The following is a 22,954-nucleotide window of genomic DNA, read 5'->3' as shown; positions in this document are numbered from 1 at the left end:
CGGGGCGGGAGCGGCCGGGCCGTCGGGGGTCGGCGACCCGGCGGCGGGCGCTCCCGGTCAGCCGTTGCGCGGGCCGGGGAAGGCCGGCGGTCGGGGTGCGCCCGCCACCGCCTGGGACTCCTCGCGCACGGGCTGCGGAGGCACCGAGCGGGCCGCCGGGACGGTCGGCAGCGGGCCCAGGGTCCGGGTGGTGGTCGTCGCCTCGGCCAGCGGCTCCGCCGACTCGGCGGCCTGCGCCCGCCGGGCACCGTACCGGCGGTGCACGGCCTGCTTGGTGACACCGAGCGCCGAGCCGACCGCGTCCCACGAGAAGCCGAGCGAGCGGTCGAAGTCCACCGCGGCGGTGACCAGCGTCTCGACGCTGTCCCGGAGCTCCTGCGCCAGGCGGACGGTGGGCGCGGGCGCCCGGCCGTAGACGACGAAGCCCGTGGAGGGTCCGGAGCGGCGCGGGCGGTACACATTGCCGAGCTGGGCGGTGAGCGTGCGCAGGGCATCCACCTGCCGGCGAACCCGCTCGATGTCCCGCACCAGGAGGTGCAGGCTGGCCCGGGCTTGGGCGTCGTGGGTGGCGTGGTCGGCCATGAAGAAGCCTCTCGAACCGGTGCTGAAGGGCGGATCGGGCCGCAGACACCGTTCCCGACGCGGCCCGTTTTGGTCAATCTCTCTTGACCAACGCGTCACCCGGCGCCCAGGTCACGCTGAGGGGGCGTGTCGGCATATGCGAGAGGCGCGCGCGTGTGCGTACGCCCCCTCGCGACCACCGGTGGGCCGCGGGGGAGCGGGCCCATAGACTGATGTGCTGCTGACAGCCGAGATAGCGAGGTAGGACCCCAGTGAAGCTCGTCTTCGCAGGCACCCCCGAGGTCGCCGTGCCCGCCCTGGACGCCCTCATCGCCTCCGGGCGTCACGAGGTCGCCGCCGTCGTCACCCGGCCCGACGCACCGGCCGGCCGCGGCCGGCGCCTCGTCGCGAGCCCGGTCGCCGAACGCGCCGAGGAGGCGGGCATCGAGGTCCTCAAGCCCGCCCGTCCGCGCGACCCCGACTTCCAGGCCCGGCTGCGCGAGATCGCCCCCGACTGCTGCCCCGTCGTCGCATACGGGGCGCTGCTCCCCAAGAGCGCCCTCGACATCCCCCGGCACGGCTGGGTCAACCTGCACTTCTCGCTGCTGCCGGCCTGGCGCGGAGCCGCCCCCGTACAGCACTCGATCATGGCCGGCGACCAGGTCACCGGCGCCTCCACCTTCCAGATCGAGGAGGGGCTGGACTCCGGCCCCGTCTACGGGATCCTGACCGAGGAGATCCGCCCCACCGACACCAGCGGCGACCTGCTGACCCGGCTGGCGTTCGCCGGGTCCGGTCTGCTGTCCGCGACCATGGACGGGATCGAGGACGGCACCCTGCGCGCCGTCGCGCAGCCCCTCGACGGGCTCTCGCTCGCGCCCAAGATCACCGTGGAGGACGCCCGCGTCGACTGGAAGGCCCCGGCGATGCGCGCCGACCGCGTCGTGCGCGGCTGTACGCCGGCCCCGGGCGCGTGGACCGTCTTCCGCGGGGAGCGGCTCAAGCTGATCTCGGTGGGCCTGGTGCCCGACCGCACCGACCTGGAGCCCGGCGTCCTGGCCCCGGCCAAGAACAACGTCCACGTCGGCACCGGATCGCACGCCGTGGAGCTGCTGTGGGTGCAGCCGCAGGGCAAGAAGCCCATGCGCGGCGCCGACTGGGCCCGCGGCGTGCGGATCGCCCCCGGGGAGCGGCTGGGCGGCGGCGACGTAGGCTGATCCGTGGACGTGCGGACGCGGGCCCGCCCCGCACCCCGCGCGTCCCGAGCGCGTCCGCGCCCCGTCCGCGTCCGCGTCCCGCGCGCGTCCGCACCCCTCGCCGTACCCGTAGCACTCGTACATCCGGAGCACCTTTCACGTGAGCGAACAGCCCCGCCGTCGTCCCGCCGCCGCAGGCGCGGGGGACAAGCCGGCCAAGTCGGCCAAGCCGCACCGCAGGCCCAAGAAGGACCCCGTCCGGATGCTGGCCTTCCAGGTGCTCCGGGCGGTGGACGAGCGCGACGCGTACGCCAACCTCGTGCTGCCGCCGCTGCTGCGCAAGGCCCGGCAGGACGAGAGCTTCCAGGCCCGGGACGCGGCGCTGGCCACCGAGCTGGTCTACGGGACGCTGCGCCGGCAGGGCACGTACGACGCCGTCATCAAGGCCTGCATCGACCGGCCGCTGCGCGAGGTGGACCCGCCGGTCCTCGACGTGCTCTCGCTCGGCGCGCACCAGCTGCTGGGCACCCGCATCCCCACGCACGCCGCGGTCTCGGCGAGCGTGGAGCTGGCCCGGGTGGTGCTCGGCGACGGGCGCGCCAAGTTCGTGAACGCCGTGCTGCGCAAGATCGCCGCGCACGACATGGACGGCTGGCTGGAGCGGGTCGCCCCGCCGTACGAGGACGACGCCGAGGAGCACCTCGCCGTCTACCACTCGCACCCGCGCTGGGTCGTCAGCGCCCTGTGGGACTCCCTGGGCGGCGGCCGCGCCGGCATCGAGGACCTGCTGGAGGCCGACAACGAGCGGCCCGAGGTGACGCTCGTCGCCCGCCCCGGCCGGTCGACTCCCCAGGAGCTGCTGGAGGCGGTGGGCGAGGACTCGGCACTGCCGGGCCGCTGGTCGCCGTACGCCGTCCGGATGGCGGAGGGCGGTGAGCCGGGCGCGCTGGAGGCGGTGCGCGACGGCCGCGCCGGGGTCCAGGACGAGGGCAGCCAGCTCGTGGCGATGGCCCTCGCGGCGGCGCCGGTCGAGGGCCGCGACGAGCGCTGGCTGGACGGCTGCGCGGGACCCGGCGGCAAGGCGGCCCTGCTCGCGGCGCTGGCCGCGCAGCGCGGGGCGTTCCTGCTGGCCTCCGAGAAGCAGCCGCACCGGGCGCGCCTGGTGGAGAAGGTGCTGGCCGGCAACCCCGGCCCGTACCAGGTCATCGCGGCGGACGGCACCCGCCCGCCGTGGCGTCCCGGCTCCTTCGACCGGGTCCTGATGGACGTGCCGTGCACGGGCCTCGGCGCGCTGCGGCGCCGTCCGGAGGCGCGCTGGCGGCGCCGCCCGGAGGACCTGGAGAGCTTCGCGCCGCTGCAGCGCGGGCTGCTGCGGGAGGCCCTGTCGGCGGTCCGGGTGGGCGGGATCGTGGGCTACGCGACGTGCTCCCCGCACCTGGCGGAGACCCGGGTGGTCGTGGACGACGTCCTGAAGGGCCGGGGCGCGGGCAACGAGCCGGTGGCGGCCGAACTGATCGACGCCCGTCCGTACATGTCGGGCGTACCCGCCCTCGGCGACGGGCCGGACGTCCAGCTGTGGCCGCACCTGCACGGGACCGACGCGATGTACCTGGCGCTGCTGCGTCGCACGGCGTAGCGCGGGGGGCGGAGCGCGGCGGGCGCGGGGCGGCGCGGACGGGGCGTGGCGGGCACGGAGAGGGGCGCGAAAACCGGTCAAATGATCCGCATGATCGTTTGATCGGTGCCGTGGCCGTCCCGACTTCCGGGGTCGTGGCCGGAACGGGCCGGGGGCATGGCACGCTTGGGGGCATGGCCGCTCAGATCAACCCCAGCATCCTGTCCGCCGACTTCTCCCGCCTCGCCGAGGAAGCCAGGGCGGTCGAGGGAGCCGACTGGCTGCATGTCGACGTCATGGACAACCACTTCGTCCCGAACCTGACGCTCGGGGTGCCGATCGTCGAGTCGCTCAGCCGCGCCACGGACATCCCGCTGGACCTTCACCTGATGATCGAGGACCCGGACCGCTGGGCCCCGCAGTACGTCGAGGCGGGGGCCGGATCGGTCACCTTCCACGCGGAGGCCGCGGCCGCCCCCGTACGGCTGGCGCGGGAGATCCGGGCCAAGGGGGCGCGGGCGTCCATGGCGCTCAAGCCCGCGACGCCGATCGAGCCGTACGAGGACCTCCTCCCCGAGCTCGACATGCTGCTGATCATGACGGTCGAGCCGGGCTTCGGCGGCCAGTCCTTCCTCGACATCATGCTGCCCAAGATCCGCCGGACCCGGGAGCTGATCGCCAAGCACGGCCTGGAGCTGTGGCTCCAGGTCGACGGCGGGGTCTCGGCCTCGACCATCGAGCGCTGCGCCGAGGCCGGAGCCGACGTGTTCGTGGCGGGCAGCGCGGTCTACGGGGCGGTGGATCCGGCCGCCGCCGTGCGTACGCTGCGCGAGCAGGCGGGTGCGGCGATCGCCACGGCGCCGTGGGCTTGCGACCACTGAGTCGAGCGTTGGTGGACAGCTCGGTGAACGGCAGCCGTCCAGGCTGATCAACGGCCGCCGGATCTGACAGGATGAACGGCGAGTCGAGAGTGTGAACACGAGAGTGTGAACAGCAGTGAGGAGAACGCGGTGTCTGCAATGTCGGCGGGACGGTCAGCCCTGCGGATGGGACCCGCGGAGCTGGTGCAGGCGGCGGCCATGGCACGCCGTTTCTACCTGGAGGGCAAGTCCAAGATCCAGATCGCCGAGGAGTTCGGCGTGAGCCGCTTCAAGGTGGCCCGGGTCCTGGAGACCGCCCTCGAACGGGACCTCGTGCGCATCGAGATCAGGGTGCCGGCGGAACTGGACGCGGAGCGCTCCGACGCGCTGCGCTCCCGGTACGGGCTGCGGCACGCGGTGGTCGTGGAGTCGCCGGCCGACGCGACCGAGGACGCGCCCGACCCGGAGAACCTGGGGGCGGTCGCCGCCGACCTGCTGGGCGAGCTGGTCAACGAGGGCGACGTACTGGGCCTGGCGTGGGGCCGCTCGACCATCCACATGGCGGCGTCCCTGCACCGGCTGCCCCCCTGCACCGTGGTGCAGCTGACGGGCGTGTACGACGCCGGAACCGCCGAGCGCGGCTCGGTGGAGGCGGTGCGCCGGGCCGCCCAGGTCTCGGGCGGCGACGCCCACCCGATCTACGCGCCGATGCTGCTGCCCGACCCGGCGACCGCGGCGGCGCTGCGGAGCCAGACCGGGATCGCGCGCGCCTTCGAGTACTTCGACAAGGTGACCGTCGCCGCCGTCTCCATCGGCTCGTGGGAGCCGGGGATCTCGACCGTGCACGACATGCTCAGCGACGAGGAGCGGGCCCACTACGCCTCGCTGGGCGTCGCGGCGGAGATGTCCGCCCACCTCTTCGACGCGGAGGGCCGGCGCGTCGGACGCGACCTCGGCGAGCGGTGCATCACCGTCGAGGCGGACCGGCTGCGGCGGATCCCCGAGGTCGTGGCGATCGCGGGCGGGCTGCGGAAAGCGTCCGCCATCGGGGCCGTCCTGCGGTCGGGCCTGGTGACCAGCCTGGTCACGGACACGGCGGTCGCGGACTACCTGCTGACCGAGTCGGAGCCGGGGCTGCGGCCCGCGCTGGAACGCGCCGACCCGGACGACTAGCGGAACCGGCCCGTCCGGCCGGTTCCGCCGCCCCGTCGCGGCCTCCCCGGGGGCGGATGGTGCCGGAATTGAGATCCGAACGGCGGACCGCGCGGCGGCCTGCTGGGCGCATACTGGTTCCAATGACAAAGTCTGCAGTACCTCGCCGCCATTTGCCGTCCAGCCCGTTCAAGGCCCCCGTGGAACCGCCGCTCCGGCAGTTCAGCGTCGGCGACCGGGTCACTCACGACGAGCACGGCCTCGGCCGTGTCGTCGGAATCGAGGAGGGGATCGCCGTTCTCGTCGACTTCGGGTCGGTCCAGAAACGAATCCTGAGTCCGTACACCAAGATGGCCGCGCTCTGAGGCCACCGGGCGATTCGCGAGCGAATCGGATATTTGGCACGATCGGTGCATGATCTTCAGGAACGTGCCCCGATCGTTGCTGCGTCTCCTGGGGGCCGTGTTCCTCTGCGCCGCGCTGGTCGGTGCGGTGGGCTGCGGCGGGTCGAAGCCCGCGCCTCCCGCCTCCGGCACCAGTGCGAGTCCCGGAACGAGTTCCGGTGCGAGGACCGCCCCCGGTGACGTGCCCGGCCGCGTGCCCGGTGGCGCGTCGAGTGCCGCCTCCCCCGGATGGGCGAAGGGGATGGCGACCGTACGCGCCGGCGCGCTGCCCCGGCAGGCCCGGGACGTCCTCGCGCTCATCGACGAGGGCGGGCCGTACCCCTACCGCCAGGACGGGACCGTCTTCGGGAACTTCGAGAAGGTCCTTCCCCGGCAGAAGCGCGGCTACTACCACGAGTTCACCGTGAGGACGCCGGGGGAGCGGGACCGCGGGGCCCGGCGGATCGTGACGGGCGAGGGCGGGGAGTTCTTCTACACGGACGACCACTACGAGACCTTCAAGGCGGTCATCCGATGACCCTGGACCCGCAACCGCTAGCCCCCGCGCTCGCCGCCGCCGAGGAGGCGGGCTGGACGACCGTACGGCTCGACCTGGACGGCGTACGGACCAAGGCCGGGCTGATGCGCCGGGCCGGGGCCGCGCTGGACGTGCCGGAGTGGTTCGGGGGGAACTGGGACGCGCTGGCGGACGCGCTGCGGGACCTGTCGTGGCTGCCGGAGGCGGCGGGGCGGCTGGTGGCCGTGACCTCCTGGCGGTCGTTCGCCGCGGAGCGGCCGGCCGACTGGGAGACGCTGCGGGAGGTCTTGGAAGAGGCGGTCGACTTCTGGCGGGACCGGCCGGAGGCGGAGGGCGCGCCGCCGCTGACGGTGCTGCTGGCCGAGGCGGGCGCCCCGCGGGCGCGGGGACGGCGCAAGGACGGCTGAGGGCGGCCGCGGCCCGGGCCCGGGCCAAAGGGGCGGGTGTCGTGCTCATGAGGGTTCGGCTGCCCCTCCGGTGCCCACGACGTCGGTCACCAGGTAGTGCCGCATCTCCTCGATCGCCTGCACGTACGGGCGCACCGCCTGGAAGAACGCGGGGAAGTGCTCACCCTTGCGGAAGCCGCCCAGGTGGGCCTCGATCGAGGTCCAGCGGATGCGCAGGACGTAGTGCTCGTCATCCTGCTCCTCCTCCACGCGGGCCAGCTCGTAGTCGATGCACTCGGGCGAGGCGGCCAGCGCCGCGGCGGCCGCGGCGTACGCCGCCTCGAAGGCCGGCTGGTCGTCCCGTGCGATCCGGTAGCGGACGTATTCGACGGTGGCGGTCATGATTCCGGGTCCGACTTCACGGAGTCCGCACCACCGGCCACGTCCGGGCCCTGGGCGCGGACCCGGTGGACCGCGTCCAGGGAGCCGCGCAGGTCCGCCAGCCAGGCGTCGGTGTTGCTCCCGACGAGGCGTACGCACCAGGCCAGGGCGTCGGCGCGGCTGCGGGCCACGCCGCCGGCGACGAGGGTGTCCAGGACCTGGCGCTCGGACTGCCGCAGGCGGGTCATCACGGGGACGGCGAGGTGGGTGAAGAACGTGGTCTCCCCGCCCGACCGCACGCCCCAGGAAACCTTGCGGCGGTAGAGCTCCTCGGCTTCGCGGGCCACCGCGACGCGCTGGTCGCGGGTGCGCTCGCGGAACTCCCCGACGGACTCGCCCGCAGGGACGGTGCCGACGACGGTGATCTCCTCGCGGTCGGCCGTGACCGAGACGAGGGACGTGAAGACGTCCGCGGGCAGGCGCTCGGCGAACCACGCGCGGAGCTGCTCGCCATGTTCGGCTGTAATCATGTAATCAACGTTGCATCCGATGCCGTCTTGATCGCAAGGGGAGCGCGATTGGGCATCGCGAGGGGAGAGCGGAAGGTGCACCGGAGGCGCGCGTGCGGAACGCGCGTCCGGAATTCCGGAGTTCCGCGATGGCCGAATCCGGGGCCGGCCCGGCGGAACCGGCTGCCGGGCGCCGAAATCTGGGTAGCGTGTGCGGGAGGGCGCCGGTGGGCGGCGATCGGCCGCCCGGTGCCCCGGCGCACGGGCTGCGGCGCCCCGCGCGGCGGGGCCGACGACCGTTCCTCTCGGTCACGCAGCCATTGGATCCAGCTGGTCGCGGGGGAGGCCCGGATGGCTCGCGCAGTCCTGCCGGAGAATTCCACGAAGGAAGTCTCCGAACTGATCGACGCCCTGATCCCTTTGCTCTTCGAGTCGTTACCCCGGCGGGACCAGCGAAACTGGGCCCGCGTCTATCTGAACGGGCTCGTGCGGGCCACGGGGAAGAAGACGATCCGCAACATCGCCGGAACCGGGGCCGGTCCCGTGGAGCAGAGCCTCCAGCAGTTCATCAGCAAGTCCCCCTGGGAGTGGACGCCGGTACGGCGCTCCCTCGCCCGGTACCTCGAACAGACCGCCCGGCGCCCGCTGGCCTGGGTGCTCCGGCCCCTGGTCATCGAGAAGGCCGGCGACCGCTCCGTGGGCGTCGGCCGGCAGTTCGTCCCGCAGCTCGGCCGCACCGCCAACTGCCAGCAGGCGAGCGGTATCTGGCTCGCCTCCGGCGAAGCCGGCTTCCCGGTCGAGTGGGCCCTCACCCTCCCCGGGCCCTGGACCGGCGAACCCGTGCGCCGGCGACGGGCCGGCATCCCCGAGACCGTGCGCTCCCTCAGCCCTGCCGAGGACGCCGTGCTCGCCGTGCAGCGGATGGCCGCGACCTGGCAACTCCAGCGCCGGCCCGTGGTGATGGAGGTGGCCAACGGCGATCTGGCGCAGAGCGCCGAGTCGTTCGCCCTCCAGGACATCCCCTTCGTCTTCAAGGTCGACGGCTCCCTGCCCGTCTCCGTCGGCGGCGCCGCGCGGCACCAGCCCGGACCGCACAGCGCGCCCGCGCGGGAGCTCGTCGACTCCCTGCGCTCCCAGCGCCGCGCCGTCGAATGGACCCCGCCCGGTGGCGCCGCAGACGCGGTGACCCTGCTGGCCGCGGCCCCGGTCCTCGCCGCCCCCTGCGGGGACCGGCCGGCGCCCGCGCCGGCCACCCCGCTGCTGCTGGTCGGGGCCTGGACCGAAGCGGCAGCGCCGCCGTCCGAGTTCTGGATCACCAACATCGGCGACCGGCCCCTCGTCCAGCTCTTCCTGCTGGCCAAGCTCGCCGACCGGGTCTCCCTCGACTTCGCGGAGACCTGCGAGCCCGTGGGCATCCGCGACTTCGAGGGGCGCTCCTTCCGTGGCTGGCACCACCACGCCACGCTGGCGAGCGTGGCCCACGCGGCGACGCTCCTGGCCGGCCGCGGCCGGCTGCCCGACGGCCGTACCGGCCCCACCCGGCCCGGGACGGCGGCGGCCGCCCCGCCGCAGCCGCTCATCCCGGGGCAGTCCCGTACCGCCGGGACCAAGGTCCCGTAGGAAAGGACCAGGCGGCCCGGAATGTCCTGGACGATCGGCCCGGGCGGCGCGAACGCCAGGACATGGGAGGATGAAGTACGTGCGTTTCCTCGGCTGCCCTGTCAGCCATCTAGAAGGATCCTTCGATCGACTGGGATGTTCAGCACGTGCGTTTCCTCAATGACCTGAAGCCGCCGTACGACCTGACGTACGACGATGTGTTCATGGTGCCGAGCCGCTCCGCGGTCGGTTCCCGTCAGGGCGTCGACCTGTCCGCGCCCGACGGCACCGGCACCACCATTCCGCTGGTCGTGGCGAACATGACCGCCATCGCGGGACGCCGGATGGCCGAGACCGTCGCGCGTCGCGGCGGCATCGTCGTCATCCCGCAGGACATCCCGATCGAGGTCGTCACCGACGTCATCTCCTGGGTGAAGACCCGCCACCTCGTGCTCGACACCCCGATCACGCTGGCGCCGACCCAGACCGTCGCGGACGCCCTGTCCCTGCTGCCCAAGCGCGCCCACGGCGCCGGCGTCGTCGTCGACGCCGAGGGCCGCCCGGTCGGCGTCGTCACCGACCACGACCTGACGGGCGTCGACCGCTTCACCCAGCTCTCCGAGGTCATGTCGAAGGAGCTGCTGCTCATCGACGCCGACATCGACCCCCGCGAGGCCTTCAACAAGCTCGACGCCGGCCACCGCAAGCTGGCCCCGGCCGTCGACAAGGACGGCAAGCTCGTCGGCATCCTGACCCGCAAGGGCGCCCTGCGCGCGACGCTCTACACCCCCGCCACCGACGCGAACGGCAAGCTGCGCATCGCGGCCGCCGTCGGCATCAACGGCGACTTCGCGGCCAAGGCCAAGCAGCTCCTCGACGCGGGCGTCGACACGATCGTCATCGACACGGCCCACGGGCACCAGGAGTCGATGATCACCGCGATCAAGGCCGTCCGCGCCCTGGATCCGCAGGTCCCGATCGTGGCCGGCAACATCGTCGCCGCCGAGGGCGTCACGGACCTCATCGAGGCCGGCGCCGACATCATCAAGGTCGGTGTGGGCCCCGGCGCCATGTGCACCACCCGCATGATGACCGGTGTGGGCCGCCCGCAGTTCTCCGCGGTGCTGGAATGCGCCGCCGAGGCCAAGAAGTACGGCAAGCACGTGTGGGCCGACGGCGGCGTCCGCCACCCGCGCGACGTGGCGATGGCGCTCGCCGCCGGCGCCTCCAACGTCATGATCGGCTCCTGGTTCGCCGGGACGTACGAGTCCCCGGGCGACCTCCAGCAGTCCGCCGACGGGCGCTTCTACAAGGAGTCCTTCGGCATGGCCTCGGCCCGCGCGGTCCGCAACCGCACCTCGGAGGAGTCCGCCTACGACCGTGCCCGCAAGGCGCTGTTCGAGGAGGGCATCTCCACCTCGCGCATGTTCCTCGACCCGTCCCGCCCGGGCGTCGAGGACCTGATCGACTCGATCATCGCGGGCGTCCGCTCCTCCTGCACCTACGCCGGTGCAGGCTCCCTCGCGGAGTTCGAGGAGAAGGCCGTGATCGGCATCCAGTCCGCCGCCGGCTACGCCGAGGGCAAGCCGCTGCACGCCAGCTGGAGCTAGTCCCCGGCGGTGCGCTTCCCCGTGGCCCCGGCCGTCCTGCGAGGACGGCCGGGGCCACGGGCGTTCCCGGCCCGGGTGCCGTACCCGCTGGGCCCGGTGTGCCCGGTGTGCCCGGCGTGCGCGCGCCCGCCCCGGGTGCGCGCCGTACCAGTCGTCCGCGGCGTGCGCGTCAGGGCCGGGCGGGATCGCCACCCGGCGGTGAACTGTGCACGCCCGCACGGTACTTCGGGATCCGTACCGTCACCTTCATGCCCGCGCCGACCCCCGTCTCGACCACCAGCCCGTACGCGTCCCCGTACACCTGCCGGAGCCGCTCGTCGACGTTGGGCAGCCCGACCCCCGAGGACGAGCCGGCCCGCTCCCCGGCCAGGATCCGGCGCAGCAGGTCCGGCTCCATCCCCACCCCGTTGTCCTCCACCGTGATCACCGCCTCCGAGCCCGCGTCCCGCGCCGCGATGGTGATCCGGCACTCCGCGGTGGAGTCCTCCAGCCCGTGCTTGACGGCGTTCTCCACCAGCGGCTGGAGGCAGAGGAACGGCAGCGCCACCGGCAGCACCTCCGGTGCCACCCGCAGGGTCACCTTCAGCCGGTCCCCGAACCGGGCGCCGGCCAGCGCCAGGTACTGCTCGATGGAGCGCAGCTCGTCGGCCAGCGCGGTGAACTCCCCGTGCCGGCGGAAGGAGTACCGGGTGAAGTCCGCGAACTCCAGCAGCAGGTCCCGGGCCCGCTCCGGATCGGTCCGCACGAACGAGGCGATCGCCGCCAGGGAGTTGAAGATGAAGTGCGGGGAGATCTGCGCCCGCAGCGCCTTGATCTCCGCCTCCATCAGCCGCGTCCGCGACCGGTCCAGCTCGGAGAGCTCCAGCTGTACGGATACCCATCGCGCGACCTCGGTCGCCGCCCGCACCAGCACCGCCGACTCCCGCGACCCGTACGCCACCAGCGCGCCCAGCATCCCGTCCTCGCCGGTGAGGGGGGCCACCACCGCCCACTTCAGCGGGCAGTGGGGCCGCTCGCACCCGGTGCGCACGCTCTGGCTGCGCCCCGAGTCCAGCGTCTCGGCGACCCGGGCCATCGCCCGCCGCCCGTGGTGGTCGGCGCCCGGTCCGTCCCAGGCCAGCACCGACTCCCGGTCGGTCAGACACAGGGCCTCCGTGCCCAGCAGCGACCGCAGCCGGCGGGCCGCCTTGCGGGCCGCGTCCTCGGTCAGCCCTGCGCGCAGCGGGGGAGCCGCCAGGGAGGCCGTGTGCAGGGTGTGGAAGGTGGCCCGCTCCACCGGGGTCCCCAGGTCCACCGCCGCCCGGCCGTCGTGCCGGGCGTGCAACCGCCCCGCCGCCCAGCCCGCGCCCAGCAGCAGGGCCGCCGCCGCCACCGTGAGGAGTACGGTCACCGCCCCGGTCACCGGGTACCCCCCACCCGGTCACCGGCCACGCCCTCCGGCAGGTGCAGCCGCGCCAGGGTGGCCGCCGTACCGCCCGGCACGCGCGCACGGGTGCCCAGCGACACCAGGACCATCGTCAGGAACCCCAACGGCACCGACCAGGCCGCCGGCCATGCCAGCAGCGTGTGCGTCCAGCCCGCCGGGGCCAGCCCCGCACGGGTCGCCAGCACCGCGCTCAGCGCCGCCCCGCCCCCGGTGACCAGCCCGGCCACCGCACCCGGCGGGGTCAGCCCGCGCCACCAGATCCCCAGCACCAGCAGCGGGCAGAACGACGAGGCCGACACGGCGAACGCCAGCCCCACCGCGTCCGCCACCGGCACGTCCCGGGCCGCCACGCTCCCCGCCAGCGGCACCAGGACCGCCACGAGCACCGCCCAGCGGAAGCTGCGCACCCCGCGCGACGGCAGCACGTCCTGGTGCAGCACCCCGGCCACCGCCATGGTCAGCCCCGAGGCCGTCGACAGGAACGCGGCGAATGCGCCCCCGGCGAGCAGCGCCCCCAGCAGCTCCCCGAGCAGCCCGCCCAGCATCCGCTCCGGCAGGACCAGCACGGCCGCGTCCGCGTCGCCGGTCAGGGCCAGTTCGGGGGCGTAGATCCGGCCCAGCGCCCCGTACACCGGCGGCAGCAGGTAGAAGACGCCGACCAGCCCGAGCACGACCAGCGTGGTGCGGCGCGCGGCCCGCCCGTCGGGGCTGGTGTAGAAGCGCACCGCCACGTGCGGCAACCCCATCGTGCCGAGGAAGGTGGCGAGGATCAGCCCGTACGTCGCGTACAGCCGGTACCCGCGCTCGTCGCCCGACAGCGGCTCCGACCAGCTGGACACTCCGAGCCCGGCCTCCGTCCGGGTGCCCGGGACGGGGGTGCCGGGGGTGAACTCCAGCCGCGCGTGCGCCCGTACGGAGTGCTCCCCGGCGGCGAGGACCAGCGGGACCGCCTCGTACGCCCGCCCGTCCACCCGGCCCGTGACCGTCACGGCGAGCGGCGCCTCCACCGACAGCCGTACGTCCTCGGCGACCGTGACGGCGGTGTGCCGGCCGAACACGGCCGGGGCGTCGAAGGAGGCGCGCGGAGCGCCGTCCCCGGCCCAGGCGGCCACGAGGAAGAACGCCGGGACCAGCAGCGCGGTGAGCTTGAGCCAGTACTGGAAGGCCTGCACGAAGGTGATGCTGCGCATCCCGCCCGCGGCCACGGCGGCGCCGACCACGACGGCGACGACCACCCCGCCCACCCAGTGCGGTGCCCCGGTGAGGATCTCCAGGGTCAGCCCGGCGCCCTGGAGCTGCGGCAGCAGGTACAGCCAGCCGACCCCGACCACGAACAGCACCGCGATCCGGCGCACGGCCTGCGACTCCAGCCGGGCCTCCGCGAAGTCCGGCAGCGTGTACGCGCCCGAGCGGCGCAGCGGGGCCGCGACGAGCACGAGGAGCACCAGGTAGCCGGCCGTGTAGCCCACCGGGTACCAGAGCATCTCGGGGCCCTGGAGCAGCACCAGCCCGGCCACCCCGAGGAAGGAGGCGGCGGAGAGGTACTCCCCGCTGATGGCGGCCGCGTTCAGCCGGGGGCCGACGGTGCGCGAGGCGACGTAGAAGTCGGAGGTGGTCCGGGATATCCGCAGGCCCAGCGCGCCGACCAGGACGGTGACGAGGACGACGACGGCGACCGCGGTCAGCGCGTACGTCTGGTTCACCGGTCGGTCCTTCGGCTGGAGGAGGGTGACCGGAGTCTATGCACGCCCGGGAGGGGGCAACAGGCGTGAACCGGCCCGTACGGAGGCCCCGGAAGCGGGTGGACGGGCGGTCCGCGCCCCGGTCAGCGGGCCGGGTGGCGGTGATCGGCGCAGTCGCGCAGAGCGATCTCCAGCTCGACGTACGACTCCTCCGCGCGCCGGAAGGCCAGCGTCAGCGCGGCGTCCGCGCGGGGCGGGACCTGGTCCCGGACGCCCTCGCCGGCCTCGTAGAGGAGATCGGCCCAGCGGGCGGCCGCGCTGCGCAGGCGGGCCAGCAGCACCGCGGCCTCGGCGGGCCCGGCCGGCCGGGTGCGGGGCAGCCCGGCCAGGGCGTCGAGCAGCGCGTGGATCTCGGACATCTCGCTCCCCCCGCCCCGGAAAGATCCACGATACGCGGGGGCGTCAACGGCGCCCCGGCGCGTCACCCCCGCCGTGCGGCCGACGGCCGCGCCGCGTCGCCGTACGCCCGCCCCCGTGCGACGAACGGCGCCCGGGAGCGCCGGGCGGTCGGCGCGGGGGCGGGGTCCGGGGCGGGCGGCGGTCCGGGGCGGACGGGCGGTCTACCCGTCCCGGGTGGCCGTACCCCGGTCCCGGCGGCTGCCCTCAGCCCGTCGCGTGGCGCATCAGCAGGTCCCGCAGCTCCCGCGCGTGCCGGCGGCTCACCTGCAGTTCCGCCGCCCCGACCCGGACGCTGGTGGTGCCCGCGTCCAGCCGGAGCTCGTCGATCCGGCCCAGCGAGACCAGGTGGCGGCGGTGGATCCGGACGAACCCGCGGGCCGCCCAGCGCTCCTCCAGCGTCGACAGGGGGATGCGGACCAGGTGGCTGCCGTCGTCGGTGTGCAGCCGGGCGTAGTCGCCCTGGGCCTCCACGTAGGCGATGTCGGCGATGGCCACGAAGCGGGTGACCCCGCCGAGTTCCACGGCGATCTGGTCCGGGGCGCGGTCGGCGGCGGGCACACCGGCGCCGGGCCTGCGCGGACCGGGTACGGCCGCGGGCACCGCCGGGACCGGTCCGGCGGGGGCGGCGGGCGCGGTGCCCGTACCGGGCGGGGCCTCCCCGGCGCGGCCCAGCTGCGCGCACGCGCGGCGGACGGCCTCGGCCAGGCGATCGGGGCGCACCGGCTTCAGCACGTAGTCCACGGCCTTCAGGTCGAAGGCCTGTACGGCGAAGCCCTCGTGGGCCGTGACGAACACGATCAGCGGCGGCCGTGCGAACCCGGCCAGCAGGCGGGCGATGTCCAGGCCCGTCAGCCCGGCCATGTGGATGTCGAGGAAGACCACGTCGATGCCGTCGTCCCCGTCCGGCCCGCCCTCCAGGGCCCGGGTGATCCGGCGCAGGGCCCCGGTGGCGTCCGAGGCGCCCTCCGCGCGGTGGACCCGGGGGTCGGAGCGCAGCAGGAAGAGGAGTTCCTCCAGGAGCGGCTTCTCGTCGTCGACGGCCAGTACGCGCAGCATGCGGCCGAGTGTAGGCACGGCCGCGCCGGGGCGGAACGGTGCGCGGCCCCCGCCCGGGGGGAGGGGGGCGGGGGCCGCGCGGTTCCGGTCGGTGGGGGAGGTGTGGTGGTGGGGAGGGGAGCGGGGGAGGAGCCCGCTGCTACTTGACGGTGATCAGCTTGCCCTCGGGGGACACGGCGTACCAGGTGCCGCCGACGCCCTGGCCGTTGGTGTCACCGGCCTTCTTGTCGCCGGAGAAGGTGTAGACGGGCCAGCAGTCGATGCTCTGCTGCTTCTTGCCGTCCGGACGGTCCAGGACCCGGTAGTTCTTCTCGATGATCCCCTTGGCGTTCGCCTTGTCCACCGGGGGCACGGCCGGCCACTTCTCCAGGCAGGCGCCCTCGCACTTGGAGACCATCGGCCACTGCGTGTCGGGCTTGAACCGGTAGACGGTCATGCCCTTCCCGTCGACGATGTGATCGCCCAGCTTGGGGTCGTTGGCGACGGAGAGCGCCGCGTCCGCCTCGACCGCACCGCCCGCTCCGGCGCCCGCGCCGCCCGCCTCGGGTGCCGGAGCCGGGGCGGCCGCGGCGGCCTTGGCGGCCTTCTTGCCGTCCGGGCCGAAGGCGAACCACACGCCGCCGACGCCCTGGCCGTTGACGTCGCCCGCCTTGGTGTCCTTGTTGAAGCGGTACGCGGGCCAGCCGGCCACCGTCAGCTGCTTGCTGCCGTCGGTGCGCTCGACCTCGCCCAGCAGGGCCGGGTCCATCCCGGCGGCGGCGGTGACGTCGCCCGCGGCGACCACCGGCCAGGTCTTCTCGCAGTCGCCCTCGCAGTTGGACTTCGGGGGCTTGGCGACGTCCTTGTCGAAGCGGTAGAGGGTGAGCCCGGCGCCGTCGGTGAGGACCTGCCCCAGCTGCTCGTTGGCGGCCGCCGCGAGCTGGCCGGCGGGCTTGGCCCCGGCCCCGGCGGCCGCGTCCGCCACCGGAGCGCCGTAGGGGTCCTGGGCGGAGGCGGCACCCGCGGGCTGGGTGGTGTCGGCGGCCTTGTCGTCCGACGGGCCACAGGCCGTCGCCGCCAGGGCGACGACGATCGCTGCCGCTGCAAGGGTGGTTCCGCGCTTCATGCCCATGTCGATCTCCCACGTGTGTGTCCGTCATGTTGTCTCCGCCGGAGCGGCGGCAACTGTGCCCAGGACACGGGGTGGTGGGCGCGATCCGTTCACGGTGGGCGGTGTGGGCTCTTTCACTCACCCCGCGTCGAACCCGGCGCGCCGCAGGGCCGTGACCACAGCGAGGCCGAGGACCTGGTGCCCCGAGTCGTTGGGGTGCAGTCCGTCCGCGAGGTGCTCGGGCCCGAGCAGGTCACGGCCCGGGAGCACGGCGAGGCACTCGTCCCCGGCCGCGATCCGGTCCCGGGTGGCGCGCTCCATCGCGTCGCGCAGGGCGCCCAGGGTGGCGCCGAGCCGGTTCGGGGTGCGCTCGGCGTCGGGCCGCAGGAGCGGCGAGACCAGCAGCAGCGGGGTCCGGGGGTGCCCCTGGCGGACCAGTTCGAGGAAGGCGCGCGTGGTTTCGTACAGCAGCGGCGCCGAGAAGGGCACCCGGGACCAGCAGTTGGTGCCGAAGGCGAGCGTGAGGACGTCGGCGGGCAGTCCGGCGAGCTGCTCGGCGGTGGCCAGTTCGCCGCGCGCGGCCCCCGCATAGCCGAGGTTGACGGTGTCCCAGCCCAGGGCGCGGCCGGCGACCGCGGGCCAGCCGTGGGCGGGGCGGGTGGACCACCAGCCCTCGGTGATGGAGTCCCCGTGCACCACCCAGCGCGGGGCGGCCGGCGCCGGGGCGAGGCCGCCGCCGATCCCGCGCAGCCCGAGCACCAGCGGGGACTGCGTCTCGGGCGGGTGGATGGTGAACGGGCCGGTGCCACCGCCCAGCTCGATGCGGACCACGGATTGCGCCGCCGGTTCGGTGAACACCTCCGATACCACCCCGTGGCGGTCCCACAGGGCGAAGCCGTGTGCGAGGTCGTGCAGCGCGTCGGTGGGGCCGGGCAGGGTCGCCCGGTAGTGGATCTCGACCGCCCGGGCCGTGGCGGTGGTGAACTCCAGCCGGACCCCGATGGGCAGGCCGGCGCGCTCGCCGGTGTCCCAGGGCAGCCGCATGGTGTCCGCCGGGTCGGCGCGCACCGGGCGGCCCCCGTCCAGCCAGGCGACGCCGCGCAGGAACGGTCCGGGATCCTGCCACCCCGCGCCGGTGCCGGTGCCGGTGCCGGTGCCGATGCCCGTATCCGTCCCTGTGCCCGTACCCGTATCCGTATCCGTCCCTGTGTCCGTACTCGTACCCGTCCCTGTGCCCATGCCCGTACCCATGTCCGTGCCCACGAGGCCCACCCCTCTCTCCTCCGGCCGCCCCGCCCACCCCGGAGCCGCCGCGTTCACCCGTACCCCGCAGGGCCCGTTTTCACCGCCGCCGGGTGCGTCGATCCGTACGGACCAGCAGGTCCGGGCGGCACGCTGCGGTAGATCTGACGAGGTGTCAAGAATCGGGTTCGAGGCCGCCTGCGCAGCGATCGATCATCCGTGCGCAACGAAGGACCATGAAGGACAGATCCGCGCAACGATCGTCCGCCAATGTGCAAGGATGGTGCATTACGGGCGGTATCACTCAGCTCGTAGGCTCACTCGCTGTACGTGGAGTGGCGTGGACCGCCTGCTCGGCGGTCCCCCATGCCCAGGCTCTGCCTGCTCCTGCTCCGGACCGCTGCGGTCGATGCCTCGCAACCCCCACCCGCAGCGACAAAGGAGTCCCCTCGTGCTCGATCACGGCCAGGCGCCACCGCTCACGTCCGAGCCCCGCAGGCCCGCCCACCCGCTGCTGCGCCGCAAGCCCGTCGAGCAGCTGGTCGCCGAAGGCGGCCAGGGTGAGGGCGGAGCGCTCCGGCGCTCGCTCACCATGTGGCAGCTGACCATGATCAGCATCGGCGCCACCCTGGGCACCGGCATCTTCGTCGTGCTCGGCGAGGCCACTCCGATCGCCGGCCCGGCCGTCTTCATCGCCTTCATCGTCGCGGGCCTGACCGCCCTGTTCTCCGCCCTCTCCTACGCCGAGCTGGCGGGCTCCATACCGGTCTCGGGCTCCTCGTACTCGTACGCCTACGCCACCATGGGCGAGCTCGTCGCCTGGATCTGCGGCTGGTGCCTGATCCTGGAGTACGGCGTCTCGGTCGCGGCCGTCGCCGTCGGCTGGGGCCAGTACCTCAACGAGCTCCTCGACGGGACGCTCGGCCTGACCATCCCCGAGGCCTTCTCCGCCCCGCTCGGCGAGAACGGCTACATCAACCTGCCGGCCCTGGTCGTGGTCCTGCTGTGCATGGTCTTCCTGCTCCGGGGGGCCAAGGAGAGCGCCCGGATCAACTCGATCATGGTGGGCGTCAAGATCGTCACGCTGGTGCTCTTCTGCGTCATCGGCTTCATGGGCATCAAGGCCGGCAACTACACCCCGCTGGCCCCGCTCGGCGTCACCGCGATCAGCACCGCCGCCTCGATGCTCTTCTTCTCGTACATCGGCTTCGACGCCGCCTCCACCGCCGGTGAAGAGGCCAAGAACCCGAAGAAGGACCTGCCGCGCGCGATCATGCTCTCGCTGGGCATCGTCACCGCCCTGTACTGCCTCGTCGCGCTGGTCGCGGTCGGTGCCATGCCGTGGCAGGAGTTCGAGGGCAGCGAGGCCGCCCTGGCCAAGATCATGGAGAACGTCACCGGACACGCGTTCTGGAGCGTGATCCTCGCGGCGGGCGCGGTCGTCGCCATCGCCAGCGTCGTCTTCGCCGTCCTCTACGGCCAGACCCGCATCCTCTTCGCGATGTCCCGCGACGGCCTGATGCCGAAGGCCTTCGCCAAGGTCGACCCGAAGACCGGCACCCCGCGCGTCAACACGATCATCGTCTGCCTCTTCTGCGGGATCCTGGCCGCCACCATCCCGCTCGGCGAGCTGGCGAACGCCACCAGCATCGGCACGCTCTTCGCCTTCGGCCTCGTCAACATCGCGGTCGTCATCCTGCGCTACACCCGCCCCGACATGAACCGCACCTTCAAGGTGATGCTCTTCCCCGTCACCCCGATCCTCGGCTTCCTCTTCTGCGGCTACCTGATGACGGAGCTGCCGGCGGTCACCTGGGCCGTGTTCGGTGGCTGGATGGCGGTCGGGCTCGTGCTCTACTTCATCTACGGCATGCGCCGCTCCAGCCTGGCCACTGTCGCCTCCCTGGCCGCCACGGCCGCGGAGGCCGCTGAAGAGAAGTGATCCACCCTCTGTGCGACTGAACGATCTCGACGAACGCATCGTGCACGCCCTAGCCGAGGACGCCCGCCGCTCCTACGCGGACATCGGCTCCGAGGTCGGGCTCTCCGCCCCCGCCGTGAAACGGCGCGTGGACCGGCTCCGGGCGGAAGGCGCCATCACGGGCTTCACCGTCCGCGTGGACCCCGCCGCGATGGGCTGGGAGACCGAGGGCTTCATCGAGATCTACTGTCGCCACAACACCTCGCCGGACGACATCCGGCGGGGCCTGGAGCGGTACCCCGAGGTGGTGTCCGCGTCGACCGTCACCGGCGACGCGGACGCCCTCGTGCAGATCTTCGCCTCCGACATGCGGCACTTCGAACGGGTGCTGGAACGGATCGCCGGGGAGCCGTTCGTTGAGCGGACGAAGTCCGTCCTGGTGCTCTCCCCGCTGCTGCGGCGCTTCACGTCGGGAGCGCCGGCCTAAGGGGTGTCGGCAAACTCGCTCCTGCCCCGCGGTGCCCGGCTACCGCCGGCCGCCGCCCGACAGGGCGGGCTCGCGCCCCTCCAGCAGGGCGCGGCGCTCCTCCTCCGTCAGGCCGCCCCAGACGCCGAACGGCTCGCGGGTGTGCAGCGCGTGCGCCAGACAGGCGCTGCGGACCGGGCAGCCCGCGCAGATCCGCTTGGCCGCCGCGTCCCGCTCCTCGCGGTCGTCGCCCCGCTCTCCGGCGGGGTGGAAGAACCGCCCGGACCCCAGGTCCCGGCAGGCGGCGCGGGACTGCCACTGCCAGGAGCGCTGCGCGGAACCGGGCTGGCGTGCGACGTCGGACATGTCAGTTCCTCTCCGTGGGGTTGTCCCCGCGTGTGACCACTCGGCGGCCCGCGAAACCCCGCCGGGGGCGACCGGCGCCGGATCAGGCCGCCCCGGGCGGCGTGCGCAGTCCCAGGAAGAGCGGCCGGCGCCGCGGCGCGAACCCCATCGACCCGTACAGCCGCAGCGCCCCCGCGTTCTCCCGCGCCACGTGCAGGAACGGGCTGTCACCCCGCTCGCGGACCAGCATCTCCGGCACGTCCGCGAGCCCCAGCGGGACGGCCTCCGGCGCGGGCTCGGCCCGTACCGCCCGGCCGTCCAGCTGCACGCCCGGTACGGACACCGCGGTGTGCCACCCCGCCGGCGGGGTCACCAGCCCCGTCAGCCACACGCCCTCGCCGGGCCCCGCGAGCGCGGCCAGGTCCGCCCAGGCGCGGGGGTCCTCCGGGTCCGCGAGCGCCGCGAACGGGGTCGCGTCCGCGCGATAGCGCACCGCCGGACCGGCGGGCCCGTACTCGGCGAAGCTCCGGTGCGGTCCGGCCGGCGCGGCCCAGACCGGATTGTCGAGTGCCTCGGGGGACATGCGTACGGGCTCCTTCTCCTCGGCGCTCCTGGGCGCTCCTCGGCGCGGCGGCGCGCGATCGGTGCCCGCCGCCTTCTTGACGGCTCCCGGCGCCCGCCACGAGACTGCGGGGGACGGCCGCGACGGCCGGTGCCCGCCGCGGGAAGCCTCACCACCGCGGAACGGGCCGCCGACGACGGGAACGGGGGTGCGACCGGTGCGGACGGACCCCACGGAGCACACCCGGACGCGGACCCCCCGGCGCTGGTGGCTGACCCGGCGCCTGCACATCGACCTCCTGCGCGTCTGCAGCGCCTTCGGCCCCCGCGCCTGAGCTCCGGACCCCGTACCCGAACGGCCCGTACGAGGCGGCCCCGACCCCACCGGGCAGGCCCGTACCCGCCACACCCGTACCCGGTACGCCGTGTTGACGGACGGCCCGGCCGCGCGCCCCACCGCGCCCCGGCCCCGCCGCGCCCCGGCGACCCCGCGCCAGTGCCAGGAGTGCCATGTCGCCCACCGTCCTGCCCCGCACCGGTCCGGCCCCCGCCCTGCGCGGCCGCATCGGCGCCGGCTTCTCGCCGGTCCCGCACCGCTACCACCTGTACCTGTACGCCGGCTGTCCCCGCTCCGCGCGGGTGGCCGAGACCCTCGCCCGGCTGGGCCTGACGGACTCCGTCGCCGCCACCGTCCTCGGCGCCGACCCCGACGCGCCCGGACACACCGCCCTGCGCCTCGCCTACGAGGCCGCAGGCCACCACTACGACGGCCCGTCGGCCGTCCCCGCGCTCTGCGACACCTGGAGCGGCCGCGTCGTCTCCAACCACGCTCCCGACATCCTCGACGACCTGCGGCTCCTGGCGGCCCACCCGGCCTTCCGCACGGCCCGTTGACAGGGCCCCGCAGGGGGTTCGTGGGGGCCTGAAAGGGCGCCGCGCAACGAATCGCCGGGCAGGGCGTGCAATGCGCAACGAATCGATGCGCAGAGCGCAACGGTCACGGCTTGTCCGCGTCGAACGCGCGAACGTACCGTCGTATGACCCCCACACCCCTCCTGCCACAGAGGTAGTCCATGCCCCCGCTGCGCACCGCCCTCCTCCAGAGCTCCGGACGGCTCGGCGACACCGCCGAGAACCTCAAGGCGCTCGACGGGGCCGCCGCGCGCGCCGCGCGGAGCGGGGCCGGGCTCCTCGTGACCTCGGAGATGTTCCTCACCGGGTACGCCCTGGAGGTCGAGGACGTCGCCGCCCTCGCCGAACCGGCCGACGGCCCGTCCGCCGTCGCCATCGGCGAGATCGCCCGGCGCCACGGGGTGGCCGTCCTGTACGGCTACCCCGAGCGCGCGGGCGACGCCGTCTTCAACGCGGCGCAGCTCATCGGCGCCGACGGCGCCCCGCTCGCGAACTACCGCAAGACGCATCTCTTCGGCAGTTTCGAGCAGGAGGCCTTCACCCCCGGCGACACCCCCGTCGTCCAGGCCGACCTCGGGGGCCTGCGCGTCGGCATCATGATCTGCTACGACGTGGAGTTCCCCGAGAACGTCCGGGCCCACGCGCTCGCCGGCACCGACCTCCTCCTGGTGCCGACCGCGCAGATGCACCCCTTCCAGTTCGTCGCCGAACAGCTCGTCCCCGTAAGGGCCTTCGAAAACCAGATGTACATCGCGTACGTCAACCGCACCGGCCCGGAAGGTGAGTTCGAGTTCGTCGGACTCAGCTGCCTGGCGAGCCCCGACGGGGTCACCCGGACCCGGGCCGGACGCGGCGAGGAGCTGGTGTTCGGCGAGGCCGACCCCGAGCTGCTGAGCGCCTCGCGCAGGACCAACCCGTACCTGCGCGACCGCCGCCCGGGGCTCTACGCCTCCCTCGTCTGAGACCACTTCCCCCCAGCCTGCCGCCCGCAAGGAGCCGTACCC

General features: G+C 74.1%; 24 protein-coding genes. 13 read left to right on the top strand and 11 right to left on the bottom strand.

Annotated elements, in window-relative coordinates:
• Positions 1–57 precede the first annotated feature (57 nt).
• Positions 58–582, bottom strand: a complete 525-nt coding sequence (locus ACFWTC_RS10670; RefSeq protein WP_383923806.1) for a hypothetical protein — start codon at positions 580–582, stop codon at positions 58–60.
• 251 nt (positions 583–833) lie between these two features.
• Here ACFWTC_RS10670 and fmt point away from each other — a divergent pair, with 251 nt between their 5' ends.
• The 7 genes from fmt to ACFWTC_RS10635 all read left to right on the top strand — a co-directional run bounded on the left by fmt (position 834) and on the right by ACFWTC_RS10635 (position 6,712).
• Entirely contained in the window at positions 834–1,778 is a 945-nt protein-coding gene (gene fmt / locus ACFWTC_RS10665; protein WP_383923803.1) for a methionyl-tRNA formyltransferase, read from the top strand.
• A 139-nt stretch (positions 1,779–1,917) separates the two neighbouring features.
• Positions 1,918–3,393 (top strand): RsmB/NOP family class I SAM-dependent RNA methyltransferase, encoded by a 1,476-nt coding sequence (locus tag ACFWTC_RS10660; protein ID WP_383923800.1) that lies wholly within the window; start codon positions 1,918–1,920, stop codon positions 3,391–3,393.
• A 173-nt stretch (positions 3,394–3,566) separates the two neighbouring features.
• Positions 3,567–4,253: a ribulose-phosphate 3-epimerase gene (gene rpe / locus ACFWTC_RS10655; RefSeq protein WP_383923797.1), complete on the top strand. Its 687-nt coding sequence runs from the start codon at positions 3,567–3,569 to the stop codon at positions 4,251–4,253.
• A gap of 138 nt (positions 4,254–4,391) precedes the next feature.
• Positions 4,392–5,405: a sugar-binding transcriptional regulator gene (locus ACFWTC_RS10650; protein ID WP_383923828.1), complete on the top strand. Its 1,014-nt coding sequence runs from the start codon at positions 4,392–4,394 to the stop codon at positions 5,403–5,405.
• Between the two features lie 122 nt (positions 5,406–5,527).
• Positions 5,528–5,749 (top strand): CarD family transcriptional regulator, encoded by a 222-nt coding sequence (locus tag ACFWTC_RS10645; RefSeq protein ID WP_031145007.1) that lies wholly within the window; start codon positions 5,528–5,530, stop codon positions 5,747–5,749.
• A gap of 49 nt (positions 5,750–5,798) precedes the next feature.
• Entirely contained in the window at positions 5,799–6,305 is a 507-nt protein-coding gene (locus ACFWTC_RS10640; RefSeq protein WP_384028086.1) for a ribonuclease domain-containing protein, read from the top strand.
• A complete protein-coding gene (locus ACFWTC_RS10635) occupies positions 6,302–6,712 on the top strand; it encodes a barstar family protein (RefSeq protein WP_383923791.1) in 411 nt (136 codons plus the stop codon). The genes ACFWTC_RS10640 and ACFWTC_RS10635 overlap by 4 nt, the downstream gene beginning before the upstream one ends.
• A 45-nt stretch (positions 6,713–6,757) precedes the next feature.
• Here ACFWTC_RS10635 and ACFWTC_RS10630 read toward each other — a convergent pair whose 3' ends face one another.
• A complete protein-coding gene (locus tag ACFWTC_RS10630) occupies positions 6,758–7,093 on the bottom strand; it encodes a putative quinol monooxygenase (protein ID WP_383923788.1) in 336 nt (111 codons plus the stop codon).
• Positions 7,090–7,602: a hypothetical protein gene (locus ACFWTC_RS10625; RefSeq protein ID WP_384028085.1), complete on the bottom strand. Its 513-nt coding sequence runs from the start codon at positions 7,600–7,602 to the stop codon at positions 7,090–7,092. The genes ACFWTC_RS10630 and ACFWTC_RS10625 overlap by 4 nt, the downstream gene beginning before the upstream one ends.
• 330 nt (positions 7,603–7,932) lie before the next feature.
• Here ACFWTC_RS10625 and ACFWTC_RS10620 point away from each other — a divergent pair, with 330 nt between their 5' ends.
• Both ACFWTC_RS10620 and ACFWTC_RS10615 read left to right on the top strand, forming a co-directional pair.
• Positions 7,933–9,201 carry an IS701 family transposase gene (locus tag ACFWTC_RS10620; protein WP_384028084.1) on the top strand — a complete coding sequence of 423 codons (1,269 nt, stop codon included), beginning with the start codon at positions 7,933–7,935 and terminating at the stop codon, positions 9,199–9,201.
• Between the two features lie 146 nt (positions 9,202–9,347).
• Positions 9,348–10,790: a GuaB1 family IMP dehydrogenase-related protein gene (locus ACFWTC_RS10615; RefSeq protein WP_384028083.1), complete on the top strand. Its 1,443-nt coding sequence runs from the start codon at positions 9,348–9,350 to the stop codon at positions 10,788–10,790.
• A gap of 169 nt (positions 10,791–10,959) precedes the next feature.
• On the opposite strand, the gene ACFWTC_RS10610 is transcribed toward ACFWTC_RS10615, so the two are convergent.
• The 6 genes from ACFWTC_RS10610 to ACFWTC_RS10585 all read right to left on the bottom strand — a co-directional run bounded on the left by ACFWTC_RS10610 (position 10,960) and on the right by ACFWTC_RS10585 (position 17,775).
• Positions 10,960–12,192 carry a histidine kinase gene (locus tag ACFWTC_RS10610; RefSeq protein WP_383923776.1) on the bottom strand — a complete coding sequence of 411 codons (1,233 nt, stop codon included), beginning with the start codon at positions 12,190–12,192 and terminating at the stop codon, positions 10,960–10,962.
• Complete coding sequence (locus ACFWTC_RS10605; RefSeq protein ID WP_384028082.1) at positions 12,189–13,919, bottom strand: cation acetate symporter; 1,731 nt, start codon at positions 13,917–13,919, stop codon at positions 12,189–12,191. The genes ACFWTC_RS10610 and ACFWTC_RS10605 overlap by 4 nt, the downstream gene beginning before the upstream one ends.
• 122 nt (positions 13,920–14,041) lie before the next feature.
• Positions 14,042–14,317: a hypothetical protein gene (locus ACFWTC_RS10600; RefSeq protein ID WP_383923770.1), complete on the bottom strand. Its 276-nt coding sequence runs from the start codon at positions 14,315–14,317 to the stop codon at positions 14,042–14,044.
• 244 nt (positions 14,318–14,561) lie between these two features.
• Positions 14,562–15,413 (bottom strand): LytR/AlgR family response regulator transcription factor, encoded by an 852-nt coding sequence (locus tag ACFWTC_RS10595; protein ID WP_384028081.1) that lies wholly within the window; start codon positions 15,411–15,413, stop codon positions 14,562–14,564.
• Positions 15,414–15,552: 139 nt separating this feature from the next.
• Positions 15,553–16,524 (bottom strand): SCO0930 family lipoprotein, encoded by a 972-nt coding sequence (locus ACFWTC_RS10590; protein ID WP_384028080.1) that lies wholly within the window; start codon positions 16,522–16,524, stop codon positions 15,553–15,555.
• Between the two features lie 117 nt (positions 16,525–16,641).
• Positions 16,642–17,775 carry a GDSL-type esterase/lipase family protein gene (locus tag ACFWTC_RS10585; protein WP_383923762.1) on the bottom strand — a complete coding sequence of 378 codons (1,134 nt, stop codon included), beginning with the start codon at positions 17,773–17,775 and terminating at the stop codon, positions 16,642–16,644.
• Positions 17,776–18,196: 421 nt separating this feature from the next.
• Here ACFWTC_RS10585 and ACFWTC_RS10580 point away from each other — a divergent pair, with 421 nt between their 5' ends.
• Both ACFWTC_RS10580 and ACFWTC_RS10575 read left to right on the top strand, forming a co-directional pair.
• The gene (locus ACFWTC_RS10580) at positions 18,197–19,687 is read left to right on the top strand and encodes an amino acid permease (RefSeq protein WP_383923759.1); all 1,491 of its coding nucleotides are present in this window, start codon (positions 18,197–18,199) and stop codon (positions 19,685–19,687) included.
• 10 nt (positions 19,688–19,697) lie between these two features.
• The gene (locus ACFWTC_RS10575; protein ID WP_030027017.1) at positions 19,698–20,153 is read left to right on the top strand and encodes an Lrp/AsnC family transcriptional regulator; all 456 of its coding nucleotides are present in this window, start codon (positions 19,698–19,700) and stop codon (positions 20,151–20,153) included.
• A gap of 39 nt (positions 20,154–20,192) precedes the next feature.
• Here ACFWTC_RS10575 and ACFWTC_RS10570 read toward each other — a convergent pair whose 3' ends face one another.
• Positions 20,193–20,498: a WhiB family transcriptional regulator gene (locus tag ACFWTC_RS10570; RefSeq protein WP_383923756.1), complete on the bottom strand. Its 306-nt coding sequence runs from the start codon at positions 20,496–20,498 to the stop codon at positions 20,193–20,195.
• A gap of 82 nt (positions 20,499–20,580) precedes the next feature.
• The gene (locus ACFWTC_RS10565) at positions 20,581–21,060 is read right to left on the bottom strand and encodes a hypothetical protein (protein WP_383923753.1); all 480 of its coding nucleotides are present in this window, start codon (positions 21,058–21,060) and stop codon (positions 20,581–20,583) included.
• A 488-nt stretch (positions 21,061–21,548) separates the two neighbouring features.
• Between ACFWTC_RS10565 and ACFWTC_RS10560 the strand changes: the two genes are divergently transcribed.
• On the top strand, positions 21,549–21,932 hold the full coding sequence (locus ACFWTC_RS10560; protein ID WP_383923750.1) for a hypothetical protein: 384 nt from the start codon (positions 21,549–21,551) through the stop codon (positions 21,930–21,932).
• A gap of 179 nt (positions 21,933–22,111) precedes the next feature.
• The gene (locus ACFWTC_RS10555) at positions 22,112–22,912 is read left to right on the top strand and encodes a carbon-nitrogen hydrolase family protein (protein ID WP_383923748.1); all 801 of its coding nucleotides are present in this window, start codon (positions 22,112–22,114) and stop codon (positions 22,910–22,912) included.
• Positions 22,913–22,954 lie beyond the last annotated feature (42 nt).

It is taken from the genome of Streptomyces sp. NPDC058619 (genome assembly GCF_042717785.1).
Lineage (GTDB): Bacteria > Actinomycetota > Actinomycetes > Streptomycetales > Streptomycetaceae > Streptomyces.
Note: the sequence above shows the minus strand (reverse complement) of the source record. Positions and strands in the feature narration are given on the sequence as shown.